At 69.4% G+C, this 17,065-nt stretch carries 14 protein-coding genes; 8 read left to right on the top strand and 6 right to left on the bottom strand.

The features are described 5' to 3' along the window. The first annotated feature begins 68 nt into the window (after nt 1-68). Nucleotides 69-1,100 (top strand): Bug family tripartite tricarboxylate transporter substrate binding protein, encoded by a 1,032-nt coding sequence (locus KZ686_RS23315; RefSeq protein ID WP_265633822.1) that lies wholly within the window; start codon nt 69-71, stop codon nt 1,098-1,100. Between the two features lie 85 nt (nt 1,101-1,185). After that, nucleotides 1,186-1,836, top strand: a complete 651-nt coding sequence (locus KZ686_RS23310; RefSeq protein ID WP_265633821.1) for a 4-carboxy-4-hydroxy-2-oxoadipate aldolase/oxaloacetate decarboxylase — start codon at nt 1,186-1,188, stop codon at nt 1,834-1,836. Here the strand turns inward: KZ686_RS23310 and KZ686_RS23305 are convergent. Beyond that, a complete protein-coding gene (locus tag KZ686_RS23305) occupies nt 1,821-3,077 on the bottom strand; it encodes an MFS transporter (protein ID WP_265633820.1) in 1,257 nt (418 codons plus the stop codon). The genes KZ686_RS23310 and KZ686_RS23305 overlap by 16 nt on opposite strands. A 209-nt stretch (nt 3,078-3,286) precedes the next feature. Here KZ686_RS23305 and KZ686_RS23300 point away from each other — a divergent pair, with 209 nt between their 5' ends. Next, on the top strand, nt 3,287-4,210 hold the full coding sequence (locus tag KZ686_RS23300; RefSeq protein WP_265633819.1) for a LysR family transcriptional regulator: 924 nt from the start codon (nt 3,287-3,289) through the stop codon (nt 4,208-4,210). Nucleotides 4,211-4,244: 34 nt separating this feature from the next. Here the strand turns inward: KZ686_RS23300 and KZ686_RS23295 are convergent, their stop codons facing one another. Then, the gene (locus KZ686_RS23295) at nt 4,245-4,646 is read right to left on the bottom strand and encodes a hypothetical protein (RefSeq protein WP_149316480.1); all 402 of its coding nucleotides are present in this window, start codon (nt 4,644-4,646) and stop codon (nt 4,245-4,247) included. A 306-nt stretch (nt 4,647-4,952) separates the two neighbouring features. On the opposite strand from KZ686_RS23295, the gene KZ686_RS23290 reads away from it, so the two are divergent. Beyond that, nucleotides 4,953-6,254 carry a UDP-N-acetylglucosamine 1-carboxyvinyltransferase gene (locus tag KZ686_RS23290; RefSeq protein ID WP_149316087.1) on the top strand — a complete coding sequence of 434 codons (1,302 nt, stop codon included), beginning with the start codon at nt 4,953-4,955 and terminating at the stop codon, nt 6,252-6,254. A gap of 163 nt (nt 6,255-6,417) precedes the next feature. On the opposite strand, the gene KZ686_RS23285 is transcribed toward KZ686_RS23290, so the two are convergent. The 4 genes from KZ686_RS23285 to KZ686_RS23270 form a co-directional block, all read right to left on the bottom strand. After that, nucleotides 6,418-7,350, bottom strand: coding sequence for a dihydrodipicolinate synthase family protein (locus tag KZ686_RS23285; protein WP_150083814.1), 933 nt, complete (start codon nt 7,348-7,350; stop codon nt 6,418-6,420). 17 nt (nt 7,351-7,367) lie between these two features. After that, nucleotides 7,368-8,690 carry an MFS transporter gene (locus KZ686_RS23280; protein ID WP_322784969.1) on the bottom strand — a complete coding sequence of 441 codons (1,323 nt, stop codon included), beginning with the start codon at nt 8,688-8,690 and terminating at the stop codon, nt 7,368-7,370. 110 nt (nt 8,691-8,800) lie between these two features. Further along, the gene (locus KZ686_RS23275) at nt 8,801-10,387 is read right to left on the bottom strand and encodes an aldehyde dehydrogenase (NADP(+)) (protein WP_265633818.1); all 1,587 of its coding nucleotides are present in this window, start codon (nt 10,385-10,387) and stop codon (nt 8,801-8,803) included. Between the two features lie 103 nt (nt 10,388-10,490). Continuing rightward, nucleotides 10,491-12,233: an IlvD/Edd family dehydratase gene (locus tag KZ686_RS23270; protein ID WP_149316090.1), complete on the bottom strand. Its 1,743-nt coding sequence runs from the start codon at nt 12,231-12,233 to the stop codon at nt 10,491-10,493. Nucleotides 12,234-12,456: 223 nt separating this feature from the next. On the opposite strand from KZ686_RS23270, the gene KZ686_RS23265 reads away from it, so the two are divergent. From KZ686_RS23265 to KZ686_RS23250, 4 genes are all read left to right on the top strand, one after another. After that, entirely contained in the window at nt 12,457-13,467 is a 1,011-nt protein-coding gene (locus tag KZ686_RS23265) for a LysR family transcriptional regulator (RefSeq protein ID WP_265633817.1), read from the top strand. 28 nt (nt 13,468-13,495) lie between these two features. After that, nucleotides 13,496-15,010 (top strand): MocR-like pyridoxine biosynthesis transcription factor PdxR, encoded by a 1,515-nt coding sequence (gene pdxR / locus KZ686_RS23260; RefSeq protein ID WP_265633816.1) that lies wholly within the window; start codon nt 13,496-13,498, stop codon nt 15,008-15,010. 254 nt (nt 15,011-15,264) lie between these two features. Beyond that, on the top strand, nt 15,265-15,915 hold the full coding sequence (locus KZ686_RS23255) for an FMN-binding negative transcriptional regulator (protein ID WP_265633815.1): 651 nt from the start codon (nt 15,265-15,267) through the stop codon (nt 15,913-15,915). A gap of 56 nt (nt 15,916-15,971) precedes the next feature. After that, nucleotides 15,972-16,991: a LysR family transcriptional regulator gene (locus KZ686_RS23250; RefSeq protein ID WP_265633813.1), complete on the top strand. Its 1,020-nt coding sequence runs from the start codon at nt 15,972-15,974 to the stop codon at nt 16,989-16,991. The last annotated feature ends 74 nt before the right edge of the window (nt 16,992-17,065 follow it).

Genomic DNA, 17,065 nt, shown 5'->3' with positions numbered 1-17,065 from the left:
GCCGCCGGCATTGAACCCTTGCCCACAGACGACGAAACACGTCGCACCGAATTGCATCAGGAGACAGCATGAACATCGAACCTGGCCACGCTCGCCGCCTTTCTTCGCGCCGCCCTTCGCGCCGGCACGCCGTGCTGCTCGCCGCCGCCGCGATGGCGGGCCTCGGCCTTGCCGCCCCGAACGCCCGCGCCGCCACGCCCGAGCCCTATCCGTGCGCGACCCTGCGGATCGTGTCGCCCTACCCGCCCGGCGGCACCACCGACATCCTCGCGCGCATCGTCTCACCCGGGCTGTCGAAGCAGCTCGGCGTGCCCGTGATCGTCGACAACCGCGGCGGCGCCAGCAGCAATATCGGCACGGAGTTCGTCGCGCGCGCCAAGGGTGACGGCTGCACCGCGCTGCTGGGCAACAACACCGGCATCGTGATCAACCGCAACCTCTACCAGCTCAAGCTCGATCCCACCCGCGCGCTGGCGCCGGTCGGCGAGGTCGCGTCGGTGCCGCTGGTGCTGTACGTCAACAGCGCGCTGCCGGTGAATTCGGTGGCGCAGCTGGTCGCGCTGGCCAAGGCCGCGCCCGGCAAATACAGCTACGCTTCGGGCGGCAGCGGCAGCCCGCAGCATCTGGCCGGCGAGATGCTCAAGCTCGAACGCCAGCTCGACATCGTCCATATCCCCTATCGCGGACAGGGGCCGGCGCTCGGCGACGTGATTGCCGGCCAGGTGCCGATCGCCTTCGAGACCACCACCGCGATCGCCCCGCAACTGAAATCCGGACGGCTGCGTCCGCTCGCTACCACCGGTGCCAGACGCGCCCGCACGCTGCCCGATCTGCCGACGATGCAGGAGGCCGGCTTCCCCGGCTTCGTGATCGAGAACTGGTATGGCCTGTTCGTGCCGGCCGATACGCCGGCGCCGCTGGTGCAGCGGCTGAACGCCGCGCTGAACGCGGTGCTGGGCCAGTCGGACATCGCCGGCAAGCTGTCGGACATGGGTTCGGCGGACGTGCGCGGCACCACCGCGCAGTTCCGCGCCTTCATTGCCAGGGAAATGCCGTACAGGGAATCGCTGGTCAAGCGCTCCGGCGCCACGGTGGACTGAATCGCATCTTGGCCCCATCGCCGCCCGGCATCCCCGCTCGCATCCCAGCCTTCACCCCTTTCCTGATCCGGACTTCCCGCTAGCCATGACGCAAGCCGACATCACTACCGCGCAGCTCGACCGCCTGAAGCGGCTCGGCACGGCCACCATCCACGAGGCACAGGGCCAGCAGGGCGCGGTCGATCCGCGCATCGCCGCGCTCCATCCCGGCATGCGGCTGGCCGGACCCGCGCTGACCGTGGATGTCCGTCCCGGCGACAATCTGATGATCCACTACGCGCTGACCAAGGCGCGGCCCGGCGACGTGCTGGTGGTGGACGCCAAGGGCTTCGCCGAGGCCGGCCCGTGGGGCGACGTGCTGACCTTCGCGGCGCAGACGATCGGTCTGGCCGGGCTCGTCATCGACGGCGCGGTGCGCGACGCGGCCAGCATCGTCGAGATGGGATTCCCGGTGTTCTGCCGCGGCGTCTGCATCCGCGGCACCAACAAGCAGCAGCCGGGCAAGCTGGGCGTGCCGCTGATCGTCGGCGGCGCCGCGATCCGCCCCGGCGACATCGTGGTTGGCGATCGCGACGGCCTGGTCGTGGTGGCGCGCGAGCAGGTGGCGCAGGTCATCGAGGCCAGCGAGGCGCGCGAACGCAAGGAGCAGCAGATGCGCGAGCGGCTGGCCGGCGGCGCCACCATGGTCGAACTGCTGGAACTGCAGGACACCCTGGCGCGCTACGGCCTGCATTGAGCCAGGCCAGCGGAAGCCGCCGCCGGCGCGCGCTGCATGCGCAGGCTAGTGACCAGCGCCGCCAGCGTCAGCGCACCGGCGATCAGCAGCGTCGCATGCAGCCCCGCCGCGTCGACCGCGATGCCGCCGAAGAACGAGCCCAGCGCGATCCCGAGGTTGAAGACCGACACCAGCAGCGCGGTCGCGGCCTCGATGCCGTCGAGGCCGTCGGCGGCGCGCAGCATCCAGCTCTGCACCGAGACCGACACCGCGCCGTACGACAGTCCCCAGCACAGCAGCAGCACCGCGCCACCGGCCATGGTGCCGCCCAGCGCCGCGAACAGCAGCAGCGTCGCACTCAACGCCAGCGCGACGGCCAGCAGCGCGCGTCCCGGATGCCGTCCGGCCAGCGGCCCCGCGGCGAAGTTGGCGATCATGCCGGCCACGCCGTAGCCGAACAGCAGCACGCCGATCCACCCCGCGCCGAAGCCCGAGACCTGCTGCAGCAAGGGCCGCACGAAGGTGTAGGCCATGAAGTGGCCGGCCACCAGCAAAAACGTCACCGTCAGGCCGAGCCGCACCCCGCGGTTGCCGAATTGCGCGCGCAGTCCTTGCCGCGAGCCGCGGGCGGCGGCCGGCAGCGGCGGCAGCGTGGCCACGTTCAGCACGAAGATCAGGCCGCTGCAGATCGCCATCGCGCCGAAGGCCGCGCGCCAGCCGACCAGTTCGCCCAACCACGCCCCCAGCGGCACGCCGACCACCGAGGCCACCGATACCCCGCCGAAGATGATGGCCGTGGCCCAGCCGACCGACGGCGCCGCCACCAGCCGCGGTGCCAGCCCGCCCGCCACCGCCCAGATGCCGCCGATGCAGAAGCCCACCACCACGCGCGCGGCCAGCAGCCAGGGCAGCGTCGGCGCCAGCGCGCACAGCACGTTGGCGCCGGCCAGTGCCAGCAGCAAGGCGGCCAGCAGGTGCCGGCGATCGATCGAGCCCGCGCCGACCACGATCAGCGGGGCGAACAATGCCGCCAGCAGCGCGGGCGCGGACAGCATCAGGCCCGCGCTGCCGGCCGATACCTGCAGGCCCTGCGCGATCGGCGTCAGCAGGCCGACCGGCAGCATCTCGGTGGTGACGACGCCGAAGGTCGCCAGGCCGACCGCGGCCACCGCGGGCCAGCGGTTGTCCCTCGGCGCATGGGAAGCTGTTTGCGCCTGCGCGGCGCGGGAATCATCGTGTCGTGATGTGTCGGCTTGGGTCATCGGCAATCGCTCCGTTATTGGCCCGTTCGTTGGCCTCGGCCATTGGCCCGGTCATTGTCCCGGTCATCGGCCCGGCCATCGGCTTCGTCATTGGCTTGTTCAATCGCGGCGGGGGGCCCGATTCGCCGGGCTGCCCGCGTGTCCGGCAAGCGTAATCGGTGCCAAGGCGGTGATAAAGTAGCCAACTTTCGCAACACTGGGGACGAATCGTGCCTAATGGGGAAGGCATCGCGCTCGATCACCTGGGCGATGTGCGCGCCTTCGTGCAGGTCGCGCAGGCGCACAGCTTCACGCTGGCGGCGCAGCGGCTGGGGATCTCGCGCTCGGCGGTCGGCAAATGCATCGGCCGGCTGGAAACGGGGCTCGCCGCCCGCCTGCTGCAGCGGACCACGCGCAGCGTCAGCCTGACCGACGAGGGCCGCCTGTTCTACGAGCATGCGGTGCGCATCCTCGCCGAGGTCGACGAAGCGCAGGCCGCGCTGGCCTGGCGCAACGAGGTGCCGCGCGGCCGCTTGCGCATCGACCTCCCGGTCACGCTCGGGCGCCTGCATATCGTGCCGATCCTGCGCCGCTATCTGGCGCAGTGGCCCGAACTGCGGGCCGAGGTGTCCTTCTCCGACGAATACAGCGATCTGGTGCGCGACGGCATCGACCTCGCGATCCGCGTCGGCGGCGAGCACGACAGCGGGCTGATCCGCCGCGTGCTGGCGCCGCACCGGCTGGTGACCTGCGCCACGCCGAGCTATCTGGCGGCGCACGGCACGCCCAGGACGCTGGACGATATCGCGCGCCACGACACCATCGTCTATACCCACGCCGGCATGGCCCCGCCGTGGCGCTTCACGGTCGACGGCCGCCCTTGCACGCTGGCGATCGAGGGACGCTGGCGCATGAACAATACGGAGGCGATGCGCGACCTGGCGCTGGCGGATGCCGGGCTGGTGCAGATCGCGGCCTTCCTGGTCGGCGGCGATCTGCGCGCGGGCACGCTGGTGCCGGTGCTGGAGGCGTTCACCGGTCCGGGGGCGCCGGTCTGCGCGGTCTATCCGAACCGGCGCCATCTGTCGCCGAAGGTGCGGCGGCTGATCGACGAGATCGATCGGGCATGGGCCGACGGGGCGCCCTGGAATTGAACAGGGGCGTCGGCCCCGTCCTGGCGCGGAGACTTCAGCCCTCGCCCAGCAGCCCCTGCGCATCCAGAATCGCGTAGGCGATCTCGGGATGGCGTTCGAGACAGCGGCGGATCGCCGCGGGAATGGTCTGCCGGGTCTTCTTGCACAAACCGAGCTGGTCGGCCAGTTCGATGTTGAAGCCGCGCACGGTGCGCACGCCGTGAATGCTCGGCTCGATCGTCACCGTGATGCCAAGCAGCGCATGCATTTTCTCCTGCATGCGGCGCAGGTCGTCGAGCGTCTGCACGTCTTCCAGCCGCGCGATCAGCCGCTTCTCTTCCTCCTTGGTCAGCCGCAGCACGCGGATGTCCGCCTGCGGATCGTCGAGCAGCTGCTCGCGGCCGCAGACGCAGGCCCCGGGCGGGCACTCCTTGCGGATCGGAAAGGGGGCGTTCATGTCGACGCGGATCGAGGCGGGTGTGGCGCGATGGTGCTGGCTGGTGCTGGCTGGTGCTGGCGTTGCGGGATGGCGGCGCGGAACGGCTCAAGGCACGGCTCAAGGCAAGGGCCAAACCACGGGCCTGGGCACAGCCCAGGCACAGGCGATGCAAAGGCCGCATGGCGGCGGCGCGCCCGTAGCCGGGGCATTATAGCGGCCTCGGCGATCGCCCGCGCCGGCGGCCGGGGCAGTACAATGCCGTCCGTTTCCACCGCTTACCGCCGTTCGGCGCCGCCCGCCGGCGCGGCACGGACGCTCTCCCTCATGTCAAATCTGATCGTGCATGGCGGCACGCCGCTGCGTGGCCGCATCGTACCCTCCGCCAACAAGAACGCCGTGCTGCCGGTGCTGTGCGCCACCTTGCTGACCGACCAGCCGGTCCGGCTGCACGGCGTGCCCGACATCACCGACGTGCGCAAGATCCTCGATATCTTCCGCACGCTCGGCAGCGATGTCCGCATGGACCATGACAGCGGCACGCTGGACCTGCATCACCGCGATACCGTCTTCGATCCCGCCCGCCACCATCTGCCCGAGGAAATGCGTTCCTCGATCATGCTGGTGCCGCCGCTGCTGAGCCGCTTCGGCGTCGCGCGGCTCGAGGACAACGTCAAGGGCTGCACGCTGGGCGTGCGCGAGATCGATCCGCACGTCGAGATCTTCCGCCGCTTCGGCGGCGAGGTCGAACGCGCCGAGGGCTCGCTGCTGCTGCACAGCGAGGGCCCGCTGCGGCCGATCGACCATTGGCTCGACTACGCGTCGGTCACCACCACCGAGAACTTCGTGATGTGCGCGGCCGCGGCCGGCGGCACTTCGACGCTGACCAACGCCGCGTCCGAGCCGCACGTGCAGGAGTTCTGCCGCTTCATGACGATGATGGGCGCGCGCATCGAGGGCATCGGCACCTCGCGCGTGACCGTGCATGGCGGCGAGAAGCTCGGCGGAGGCGAGTTCACCTTCGACGAGGACTTCCACGAGATCACGACCTTTCTCGCGCTCGGTGCGATCACCAATGGCGACGTGGTGGTGCGCAACGGCGCGCCGGCGAATTTCCCGCTGATCGATCGGACCTTCGAGAAGTTCGGCGTGCGCATCGTGCACGAGGACGGCTGGTCGCGCGCCGAGCGCTCCGGCCCGCTGCAGGTGCAGACGCCCTTCACCAGCAATGTGCTGACCAAGGTCGAGGCCGCGCCGTGGCCCTACTTCCCGGTCGACCTGCTGCCGATCTTCATCGCGCTGGGCGTGCGGGCGCAGGGCAATGCGATGTTCTGGAACAAGGTCTACGACAGCGCGCTCGGCTGGACCAGCGAGCTGTCGAAGTTCGGCGCGCATGTGTTCTCGTCGGACCCGCACCGCTTGATCACCTTCGGCGGCAACACGCTGGCGCCGGCCGTGGTGGAAAGCCCCTACATCATCCGCGTCGCCATCGCGCTGTTCATGGTGGCCGCCAGCATCGACGGCCGCTCGGAGATCCGCAACGCGGCGCCAATCCGGCGCGCGCATCCGCGCTTCGTCGAGAACCTGCGCAGCCTCGGCGTGCAGGTGGAGTGGACCGACGGCGAGTAGGACCGCCGACGAACCGGCCGACGAGACGGTCACCAAAACGACAAGCGAGAGGGCAAATCAGCCGTCCGCCTTCGCAATGCAATGTGGCGGCCCGCAAGGCCGCCACATTGCCATCTCCTGCCGCTATTTGCCGCTGTTTGCGGCCCTGTGCTGCGCTGTTCCGCTATTTCGCCCAGCGCAGCACCAGCGGATCGAGCCGCCGCGCGATCGCGATCAGTTCCCTGCGCGTTGCCGGATGCATCGGTGGCAGCGGGTGGCGCGGCGCCTCGCAGGCGATCACGCCGCCCTCCTTCATCAGCGCCTTGGCCGCGAGGATGCCCGCCTGCCGGTTCTCGTGGTTGATCAGCGGCAGCCAGCGCTGGTACAGCGCGAAGGCCAGGTCGGCATCGCCCTGGCGGTGCGCCTCGATGATCGGCCGGATGCCGTCCGGAAAGCCGCCACCGGTCATCGCGCCGGTGGCACCGGCCTCCAGGTCGGCCAGCAGCGTGATCGCTTCCTCGCCGTCCCACGGCCCTTCCACCGCGTCGCCGCCCAGCCGGATCAGCTCGCGCAGCTTGTTGGCCGCACCCGGCGTCTCGATCTTGAAGTAGGCCACCTGCTCGATCTCGCGGGCCATGCGTGCGAGCAACGGCGCCGACAGCACGGTGCCGCTGGCCGGCGCGTCCTGGATCATGATCGGGATACGGATCGCGTCCGACAGCCGCGCGTAGAACTCGTGGATCTGCGCCTCCGGCACGCGGAACGTCGCGCCATGGTAGGGCGGCATCACCATCACCATTGCGGCGCCCATCTGCTGCGCGCGCCGGCTGCGCGCGATGCAGACCTCCGTACTGTAGTGCGTGGTGGTGACGATCACCGGCACCCTGCCCCGCACATGCTCGAGCACGGTGCGCGTCAGCAACTCGCGCTCGTCGTCCGACAGCGCGAACTGCTCGGAGAAATTGGCCAGGATGCACAGGCCGTCCGCGCCGGCGTCGATCATGAAGTCGACCGCGCGCTTCTGGCTGGGCAGATCGAGCTCGCCGGTTTCGGTGAAGGTGGTCGGCACCACCGGGAAAATGCCGCGGTAGCGCGGCGAGGTGCGGGTGTAAGACATATGCAGGGCTTGCCGTATCAGCGCGGCGTGCGCGGCTCGAGCGCGGCGCGTACCACGAAGGTCATGAGCACCGCGAACACCAGCATCGCGGCGAGGAAATAGAGGCCGGCGGCGAGGCTTCCGGTCGCGTCCTTGATCAGGCCGATGCCGTAGGGGCCGAGATAGCCGCCCAGATTGGCCAGCGAATTGATGGTGGCGATGCCGACCGCGGCGCTGGCGCCGGTCAGGAACTGCCCCGGCAGCGCCCACACCACTGCCTGGATCGAATAGATCGAGAACGCCGTCAGGCAGATGAACAGGAACTGCAGCGCGGGGGTCTGGACCCAGGCGCTCGCCGCCATCGTCAGCGCGGCTGCGCTCGACACGACCACGATGTGCCAGTAGCGCTCGCCCTTGCGGTCCGAATGGCGCGGCACCAGATACAGGCCGACCACCGCGAACAGATACGGCACCGCCGACAGCAGGCCGGTACTCGCATCGGTGACGCCGAACTGCTTGATGATCGTCGGCAGCCACAGCGACAGGCCGTAGATGCTCAGCGGAAACGGCAGGAACAGCAGCGACAGCAGCAGCACGCGCTTGTCCTTCAGCGCCTTCAGCGGGTTGCCGTGCGACTTGAGCGCGAAGGTCTTCTGGTCCGCGGCGAGTTCGCGCTCGATCCAGGCACGGTCGCGCGCCGACAGCCATTTGGCGTCAGCCGGGGACTCCGGCACCAGCCGCAGCGTCGGCAGGCACAGCAGCACCGCGGGCAGGCCGCTGACGACGAACAGCGTCTGCCAGTTCGACATGCCCAACAGCCCCGGCGTCGACAGCACCCAGCCGGCGATCGGGCCGGTGACGATCAGCGCGATCGGCTGCGCCAGCACCAGCAGGCCGATGATGCGGGCGCGATGCCGCATCGGGAACCACTTGGTCAGGAAATACAGGATGCCGGGATAGAGCCCCGCTTCGGCCGCGCCCAGCAGAAAGCGCAGCGCGTAGAAGGTGGTGGCGTTGTGGATCAGCGCCATCGCCATCGTGATCAGGCCCCAGGTCAGCAGGATGCGCGCGAACCAGCGGCGCGCGCCGAAGCGCTCCAGCGCCAGATTGCTCGGCACCTCGCACAGGAAATAGCCGATGAAGAACAGCCCGGCGCCGAGACCGTACGCGGCATCGCTGATGCCGACCGCGGCGTTCATATGCAACTTGGCGAAGCCGACCACCGAGCGGTCGATGTAGGCGACCACGTAGATCAGCGCGAGGAACGGGATCAGCTTGCGGGTCAGCATGCCGATGATGCGGGACTCTTCGGCTGGGGCGGTGTCGGCGCTGTCGTGGGGCAGCGGCACGGGCTGCGGCATGGACTGCGGCACGGGCTGATCCAGCCCGGCCGTGGAATGGCTGTTCATATCGGTCTCCTCACATTGTTCTGCATGTTGTGAATATCGGGATGGGCCTCGATGCGCAGGGGTCAGGCCGGCGTGGCCACCGCCTCCACCTTGCCGCCGACGCGGCGCCGCAGCCCGAGCGGATTGCCGTCGCGCAAGGCGTCGGGCAGCAGCGCATCGGGCAGGTTCTGATAGCAGACAGGACGCAGGAAGCGTTCGATCGCGGCGGTGCCGACCGAGGTGCTGCGCCCGTCCGATGTCGCCGGAAACGGCCCGCCATGGACCATCGCATCGCAAACTTCGACGCCGGTCGGAAAGCCGTTCGCCAGGATGCGGCCGGCCTTGCGCTCCAGCACCGGCAACAACGCGCGGGCGGCGTCGTGGTCCGCGTCGTCCAGATGCAGCGTCGCGGTCAGCTGCCCTTCGCCCTGCTCCAGCACCCGGCGCAGCTGGTCGGCGTCCTCGCATTCGACCAGCACGCTGCACGGGCCGAAGCATTCCTCGGCGAGCCGCGCGTCCGCCAGCAGATCAGCGGCGTGCACGCGGAACAGGCTCGCGGTGGCGCGGCCCGAGGCCTTGGCACCTTGCGCCACCGTGGTGACCGCCGGATGCGAGGCCAGGCGTTCGACGCCTTCGGCATAGGCGCGCGCAATACCGGCGGTCAGCATCACGCCGGCGGGCACGGCGGCGATCGCGCTGGCCGCCGCGGCGACGAAGCGCTCGAACGCTTCGCCGCCGCCCGCCAGCACGAGGCCCGGATTGGTGCAGAACTGACCGCAGCCCAGCGTCACCGAGGCGACGAAGTCGCGCGCCAGCGCTTGGCCGCGCCGTGCCAGTGCGGCGGGCAGCAGGATATTCGGATTGACGCTGCTCATCTCGGCATACACGGGAATGGGTGCGGGCCGTGCGGCGGCGATCGCCATCAGCGCGAGGCCGCCGCTGCGCGAGCCGGTGAAGCCGACCGCCTGGATGGCCGGATGCGCGACCAGTGCCGCGCCGACCGCGTGGCCGGCATCGAACAGCAGCGAGAACACGCCTTCGGGCAGACCCGCCGCGGCCACCGCCTGCTGCACCGCAAGGCCGACCAGTTCGGAGGTGCCTGGGTGAGCGGGATGGGCCTTGACCACCACGGGACAGCCCGCCGCCAGCGCCGACGCGGTATCGCCGCCGGCGACCGAGAATGCCAGCGGGAAATTGCTGGCGCCGAACACGGCCACGGGACCGATGCCGATGCGCCGCAGCCGCAGATCGGTGCGCGGCGGCTGGCGCTGCGGCAGGGCCGGTTCGATGCGGGCATCCCAAGCGTCGCCGCTGCGCACGAGCGCCGCGAACATGCGCAATTGGCCGGTGGTGCGGGCGCGCTCGCCCTCGAGCCGGGCGCGCGGCAGGCCGGTTTCGTCCATCGCGCGCAGGATCAGCGCATCGCCGATCGCTTCGATGCGCGCGGCAATATCGTCGAGGAACGCGGCGCGGGCTTCGTCGGGCAGCGCACGGTAGGTATCGAACGCCCGCGCGGCCAGCGTGCAGGCCTCGTCTACGTCGGCAAGCGAGGCGCCGTGAAAAGCGGGATCGGCGATGATCTCGCCGCTGGCCGCATGCACCGCGTGGAAGGCCTCGCCGCTGCCGCGCCGCGCGCTGGCGCCGATCAGTTGATGGCCGGTCAATGGCATGGCGTGTGCTCCTGGTTGCCGTTCATGGGTTGCCGTTCATGGGTTGCCGTGCATGGGTTGCCGTGCATGGGTTGCCGTGCATGCGTTGCCGTGCCATGCGCGCTCAATGCGAGTGGCGTGGCACATCGGCACCACGGCAGCCCACCAGGAAATCGAGATCGCAACCCTGGTCCGCCTGCAGCACGTGGTCGACATAGAGCCGTTGATAGCCCCCCTCGCCCGCGCGGCCCTCGGGCTTCGGCGGCCGGAACATCTCCATGCGGTCCGCCAGTTCCTCGGTCGGGATGTCCAGATGCAGCGTGCCCGCCTCGCAGTCGAGTTCGATCCAGTCGCCGTCCCGCACCGCCGCCAGCGGACCGCCCGCCGCGGCCTCCGGCGCGACATGCAGCACCACGGTGCCGTAGGCCGTGCCGCTCATGCGCGCATCGGAGATCCGCACCATGTCCTTGACGCCCTGCCGCAGCAGCTTCGGCGGCAGGCCCATGTTGCCGACCTCGGCCATGCCGGGATAACCCTTGGGCCCGCAGTTCTTCATCACCAGCACCGAGCTGGCGTCGACCTCGAGCGATTCGTCGACGATGCGGGCCTTGTAGTGCTCCAGGTTCTCGAACACCACCGCGCGGCCGCGGTGCTTCAGCAGCGAAGGCGTGGCCGCCGAGGGCTTGAGGACCGCGCCGCGCGGGGCCAGGTTGCCGCGCAGCACGCGGATGCTGCCGTCGGCGATCAGCGGCCGATCGAGCGGGCGGATCACCTCGTCGTTGAAGTTCGGCGCGTCCTTGACGTTGTCCCACAGCGTCCTGCCGTTGACGGTCAGCGCGCCCGGATGCGGCAGCAGGCCGCCCTCGCCGAGCCGGCGCAGCACCGCGGGCAGGCCGCCGGCGTAGTAGAACTCCTCCATCAGGAAGCGCCCCGACGGCATCAGGTCGACGATGGTCGGGGTATCGCGGCCGATGCGGGTCCAGTCCTCCAGTTCCAGCGGCACGCCGATGCGGCCGGCGATCGCCTTCAGGTGGATCACGGCGTTGGTGGAACCGCCGATCGCGGCATTGGTGCGGATCGCGTTCTCGAAGGCCTCGCGCGTCAGGATCTTCGACAGGCACAGCCCTTCCCGGGCCATCTCGACGATGCGGATGCCGGACATGTGGGCCAGCACGTAGCGGCGCGCATCGACTGCGGGAATCGCCGCGTTGTGCGGCAGCGTGGTGCCGAGCGCCTCGGCCATGCAGGCCATCGTCGAGGCGGTGCCCATCGTGTTGCAGGTGCCGGCCGAGCGCGACATGCCGGCCTCGGCCGACAGGAAATGGTGCAGGTCGATCTCGCCCGCCTTCAGCGATTCGTGCAGCTGCCACACCGCGGTGCCGGAGCCGATGTCCTTGCCGTCGAGCTTGCCGTTGAGCATCGGCCCGCCGCTGACGACGATCGCGGGCACATCGCAGCTGGCCGCGCCCATCAGCAGCGCCGGCGTGGTCTTGTCGCAGCCGGCCAGCAGCACGACGGCATCGACAGGATTGCCGCGAATCGCTTCCTCGACGTCCATCGCGGCCAGATTGCGCGTCAGCATCGCGGTCGGCCGCAGATTCGATTCGCCATTCGAGAACACCGGGAATTCGACCGGAAAGCCGCCGGCTTCAAAGACGCCGCGCTTGACGTGCTCGGCCAGCTTGCGGAAATGCGCATTGCACGGCGTCAATTCCGACCAGGTATTGCAAATGCCGATGATGGGCCGGCCATCGAATTCATGATTGGGAATGCCCTGGTTTTTCATCCAGCTGCGGTACATGAAGCCGTTCTTGTCGGCGGTGCCGAACCATTGGGCGGAGCGGAGCTTGGGTTTTGAATCCGGCATGGAAATTCCTGAATGCGGCGGGACGAACGCCGGCCCGCGGCAATGGCCGCGCGGCGGGGGACGTCATCGGGATTTGGGGGCAGCTGAGGGTGTCTCCTGGCTGCGTCGCGCCTTGGGCGATCGGTTTTGTTTTCGACAGGCGGCAGTGTACAAACCGATCGGATATCCTTCTAATGAAAATTCACGCCATTGCGATATCGAATCAGATATCCGTGTTAACCCGATGCCGACTTCCCCGCCCTGGTATATCCGCGCCCGCCTGAAAACCCGCCAATTGCTGCTGCTGGTGGCATTGGCCGAGGAAGGCAATATTCATCGCGCCGCGGCGGTCCTGAACATGACGCAGCCCGCCGCATCGAAGCTGCTGCGCGAACTCGAGGAAATGCTCGGCGTGCCGCTGTTCGAACGGCTGCCGCGCGGCATGCGGCCAACGTTGTATGGCGACGCGATGATCCGCCACGCACGGGCCGTGGTCGGCAGCCTCGATCAGGCGCAGCAGGAAGTGATGGGCCTGCGCGCGGGCCGCCTCGGCCATGTCGCGGTCGGCGCGATCACCTCGCCCGCGGTCAAGCTGCTGCCGCCCGCGGTGGCCGAGCTCAAGCGCGACAACCCCGGGCTGCGCGTCTCGCTGGAGATCGAGAACAGCAACGTGCTGCTGGAGCGCCTGGCGCAGGACAAGCTCGATCTGGTGGTGGCCCGGCTGTTCGCCGAGCACGACAAGCTGCAACTGCGCTACGAACCGCTGGCCGGCGAGCCGGTCTGCGTGGTGGCGCGCTGCGGCCATCCGCTGCTGGACGCGCCGGCACTGTCGCTGGCCGATCTGGAACCGGCGACGTGGATCGTTCCGCCGGCCGGCAGCGTGCTGCGCCATCGCTTCGACCTGATGTTCCAGCGCGCCAGCCTGGTGCCGCCGACCAATGTGGTCGAGACCGCCGCGCTGCTGTTCGTCACGCAGATGATCGAGCAGAGCGACATGCTGGCGGTACTGGCCGCCGATGTCGCCGAGTACTATGCGCGCCACGGCATGGTGGCCATCCTGCCGCTGGACGTTCCCTGCCATATGGACGACTTCGGCATCATCACGCGCACCGACCGGCTGCTGTCGCCGGCCGCCACGCTGATGGTGGAGGCGCTGCGGGCCGCTGGCCGCGTGGTCTATGCCGATGCGAATGCCAATGTCAATCCCAATGTCAATGCCAATGCCAATGGCCACGCCGCCCGCGACCGGCATTGAGCCCTGATCCATTTCGACGCGCGAACACATGGCACGACACCGTCACGCAATGGAGCTGCCCTCCATCGGCAAGCTGGACCGGTCCGCCGGACAGCTCGGCAGACAGCTGTCGCGGCTGCTGCGCGAGGCGATCCGGCGAGGGGAACTGAAACCGGGCGAGCTGCTGCCATCGACGCGCCATCTGGCAAGCTCGCTGGGCGTGTCGCGCGGGACCGTGCTGGAGGCGTTCGAGCAGCTGATTGCCGAGGGCTATCTCGAGGCCCAGGCCGGCGCCGGCACCAGGGTTGCGACGGCGTTATCCGATGCGCCGCAGCGCCGTACGCCGGCCCGCCATGTCGATGCGCCGGCGGCTCCGGTGCGATTGAGCACGCGGGCCGCGGCCTTCGCCGACGTCGCGCGGCAATTCGCGCCGCTGCCGCCCGTGCCCTTTGCGGTTTCGGTGCCGGTGGGCCCCACCGCGCCCGACGACGCATGGCGCCGGCTGGGCAATCGCACGCGGGCGCTGCGTGCGGCCGCACCCTCCGGCTACGACGACCCCCAAGGCGTGCCGGCGCTGCGCTCCGCGATCGCCGACTACGTGCGCCGCTCCCGCTCGGTCCATTGCACGCCGGAGCAGGTGATCGTCACCTCCGGCACGCAGCAGGGCCTCTACCTGTCGTGCCAGGTACTGCTCGACGCCGACGACCTCGCGTGGGTCGAAGACCCCGCCTATCGCGGCATCACCGGCATCCTGGAGAGCACGGGACACCGGCGCGGCATGGTCCGCGTGCCGGTCGACGAGGCCGGCATGGACATCGAAGCGGGCCGCGCGATGGCCGAGCGCGCGCGCGTGGCCTTCGTCACACCCTCGCATCAATATCCGCTGGGCATGCCGCTGACGATGGCGAGAAGAAACGCGCTGCTGGCCTGGGCGCGCGCCAATGGGTCCTGGATCGTCGAGGACGACTACGACAGCGAATTGCGCTACGTCGGCCATCCCTTTCCCTCGCTGCAGGGACTCGCGCCCGACCGCGTGGTCTATCTGGGCACCTTCAGCAAGATCCTCTTCCCTTCGCTGCGGCTCGGCTATGCCATCGTTCCGCAGGCGCTGGTGCCGGCGTTTTGCGGCGCCCGTGTCCTGATCGACCGGCATTCGCCCAGCGCCGACCAGCATGTGCTGGCGGCATTCATCGACGAAGGACACCTCGACCGGCATATCCGCCGAGTCCGGCTGGTCTATGCGGACCGGCGCCAGCATCTGATCGCGGCAATCGCGCGCTGGATACCGTCCGAGCTGGCCTGGCTCCAGCCCGGGGACCAGGGCATGCACCTGGTGCTGTGGCTCGGCGAGGGGTGGGACGACCAGTGGATTGCCTCGCTCGCGATGGAAGCGGGCGTGGCGGTCAGGCCGGTGTCGCCGATGTACTCGAGCGGAAACGCACGCCCGGGCCTGGTGCTCGGACTCGGCGGCTACACCGACGAGCAGATCGACGCGGCGGTCAAGAATCTGGCGAAGGTGCTCGGGTCCGCTGCCCGGACCAGGGGCGTATTCCCGGCCGGGTGAAAAAACACGGAACGCCCGGCGCGGCCCCGGCGGACTGCCTCAAATCGGCGATTACCCCGAATACTGGTCCATTCGAATACATCGAAAATGGCTCTTCCTTCCGGCCGGACACGGACCGATCATCGAGCACGGTGGAGGTCCGCCGGTGAGATCTGCCGCGAGGTCCACCCGTGAGTTCCGCCCACGAGTTCCGCCCGCGAGTTCCGCCCGTCACCACGCCAATCCCTTTCGCCATTCGAGACCCGTTCGAGACCATGTACATCCCCTCCCATTTCGAAGTGCAGGACGTCGACGCGCTGCATCGCCTGATGCGTCAGCATCCATTCGCGATGCTGGTCACGCATGGCCCGAATGGCCTGGACGCCAACCATCTCCCGTTCGAGCTGGACCTGTCCGCCGGCCGGAACGGCACGCTGCGCGCCCATGTCGCCAGGGCGAATCCGGTGTGGCAGGACGTGCGGAACGGCGACGAGGTGATGGTCGTGTTCCGCGCCGAGGATGGCTACATCACGCCGACGTGGTTCCCGAGCAAGCACGAGACCCACAAGCAGGAGCCGACGTGGAACTACCGGGTGGTCCATGCCCATGGCAGGATCACGATCCGCGATGAGGAACGGTACGTCCGGGGCGTGGTGGCGCGCCTGACCCGCGCGCACGAGGCCTCGCGGCCGCAGCCGTGGAAGATGACGGACGCGCCGGCGGACTACATCGATACGATGCTGAAGGCGATCGTCGGCATCGAGATCGACATCACGCGGCTGGTCGGCAAGTTCAAGCTGAGCCAGAATCGCGAACTGCGCGACAAGCTCGGCGCGGCCGAGGCGCTGAAGCAGCAAGGCGACGTCGCGCTCGGCCAGGCGATGCTCGATGCCATCGCGGAGCCACGGGACCGCGACACCCCATAACCGCCATGGAGCCAGGCGGATCCCGGCTGGCGCGGCGAACTCGACGGAGAAACGGCATGGATCCGGTCACCGGGCCGCGCAACGACGCGGCGCACACATCGGCCCACATATCCACGCACACATCGAACAACATCGGCCCCCTCGACTACCGCAAATTCCGCGCGCTGGACCTGAACCTGCTGGTCGCCTTCGATGCGCTGGCGAGCCAGCGCTCGGTCAGCGGCGCGGCCCGGCAACTGTTCCTCGGGCAGCCCGCGGTCAGTCATATGCTGGCCCGGCTGCGGCGGCTGTTCGACGATCCGCTGTTCGTGCGCGGCGCCAGGGGCATGGAGCCGACCGCCAAGGCCATGGCGCTGGTCGAACCGGTACGCGCGCTGCTGAACGAGGCCTATGGCCTGGTACGCCCGGCCGGCGAGTTCGATCCCTCGTCGGCGCAGGCGTGCCTGCGCATCGCGCTGCCGGAACCGCTGGAGGCGATGCTGCTGCCGGTGCTGTGTGCCGCGCTGGCGCGCGAAGCGCCGTCGATCCGGCTGGTGTCGCGCGCGATGCCGGCCGCCCGCATGCCGGACGCCCTCGACGCCCGCGAGATCGATTTGGCGGTCACCGGCGTGCCGCTCCCGACGAAGGACTGGCATCGCAGCGCGGACCTGCATCGTTGCGATCTGGTCTGCGCTCACGCGCCCGCGCAACTGCCGTTGCCGGCCAGCGTCGGCGCGGACGAACTGCGCACGCTGCAGGCCATCGGCCTGTCGCATGCGATCGCGCTCGGCTCGGCCGGCAACGCCTTTCTCGGCCAGTTGCAGCACACCGGCGCGATGCCCACCGAAGTCGAGAGCCTGCTGACGCTGAGCCGGCTGCTGCAGGCCGCCCCGGTGGTCGCGGTGTTGCCCGCCGTGGTCGCGCCGCTGATCGTGCGGCAAGGCGCGCTGGCCTGCGTGCCGGTGCGCGGCACCGAGGACACCGTCGCGATCCGGCTGCACTGGCACGGCGGTGCCGAGTGCGATCCGGTGCATCGCTACGTGCGCCAGCACCTCGTCGACGCCTTCACCGCGATGCTCGCGCCGCCGGAAGACTGACGGTGCCGGACGCCCGCCGCGGCGGGCACGTCCCCATCGAAACGCCGCATGGGGGCCATCGAATCGTTCGATTT

Origin of the sequence: Cupriavidus cauae, assembly GCF_026210475.1 — a bacterium.
In the GTDB taxonomy this organism is placed as follows: domain Bacteria; phylum Pseudomonadota; class Gammaproteobacteria; order Burkholderiales; family Burkholderiaceae; genus Cupriavidus; species Cupriavidus cauae.
The sequence above is the reverse complement of the archived record's forward strand: the minus strand, read 5'-3'. Positions and strand labels throughout refer to the sequence as shown.